The organism is Flavilitoribacter nigricans DSM 23189 = NBRC 102662 (genome assembly GCF_002646595.1).
Taxonomy (GTDB): Bacteria; Bacteroidota; Bacteroidia; order Chitinophagales; family Saprospiraceae; genus Flavilitoribacter; species Flavilitoribacter nigricans.
Genome location: NZ_PDUD01000130.1, coordinates 1 through 805, shown reverse-complemented (window position 1 = coordinate 805; position 805 = coordinate 1). Strand labels below are relative to the sequence as shown.

Here is an 805-nt window from a genome sequence, read left to right as displayed (position 1 = left end):
CATCCAATTATTGAATTGGTGTTTAGGCGCAAATAACTCGTGTCCCAGTGCGGTAGCAAACTAACATTATTTTCAATGAACTTTTTGACTCGTTACAAACATACGAGGCGCCAAGACGCAAAGGATAATTGCCTGACGGCAATTTCGCCTATGCCATTTCTTGAGAAACTAATTTTGCTTCTGTGCTCATTTTTCATAACTTGAAGATAAGATTTTACTAAAAACGCGCTACGATTATGAAAAATGAAATTACTGCTAAGCAGATAGTTGATGCTGCTTACCATGTCCATCGTTTTATTGGCCCCGGACTATTAGAATCGGTTTATCAGGCCTGTCTAATTGAAGAACTCAGAGAAAGAAGACTTGAGGTAGAAAGCGAAGTTTACCTACCAGTCCGATACAAAGGGAAGCCGCTCGATTTAAATTTCAGACTTGATATCCTCGTGGAGCAGAATATCGTTTTAGAGCTCAAATCCGTTGAAATTTTACTTCCCATCCATCAGGCTCAACTGATCTCCTATCTAAAACTTTCAGGATTCCATCTGGGTTTCTTAATCAATTTCAATGTTCCATTGATAAAAAATGGTATTAAAAGGATCGTTCATAATTACTAATTTCATATAAAATTCATGAGTGCATAGATTTGTGACATCGGCGAAGTCGATGTCACAAAAACTTTGCGTCTTCGCGCCTCGTATGTTTGTAACGAGTCAAAAAGTTCATTGAAAATAATGTTAGTTTGCTACCGCACTGGGACACGAGTTATTTGCGCCTAAACACCAATTCAATAATTGGATGTTGCCGC

The 805-nt window shown here is 38.3% G+C and carries 1 protein-coding gene; it reads left to right on the top strand.

Annotated features, from left to right (window positions below; genetic code table 11):
* Nucleotides 1-236 precede the first annotated feature (236 nt).
* Nucleotides 237-614, top strand: a complete 378-nt coding sequence (locus CRP01_RS41725; RefSeq protein WP_099156031.1) for a GxxExxY protein — start codon at nucleotides 237-239, stop codon at nucleotides 612-614.
* Nucleotides 615-805 lie beyond the last annotated feature (191 nt).

Bases quoted from the DNA above. Each gene is read 5' to 3' on its own strand.
- CRP01_RS41725 (WP_099156031.1), top strand. From the start codon at position 237: ATGAAAAATGAAATTACTGCTAAGCAGATAGTTGATGCTGCTTACCAT.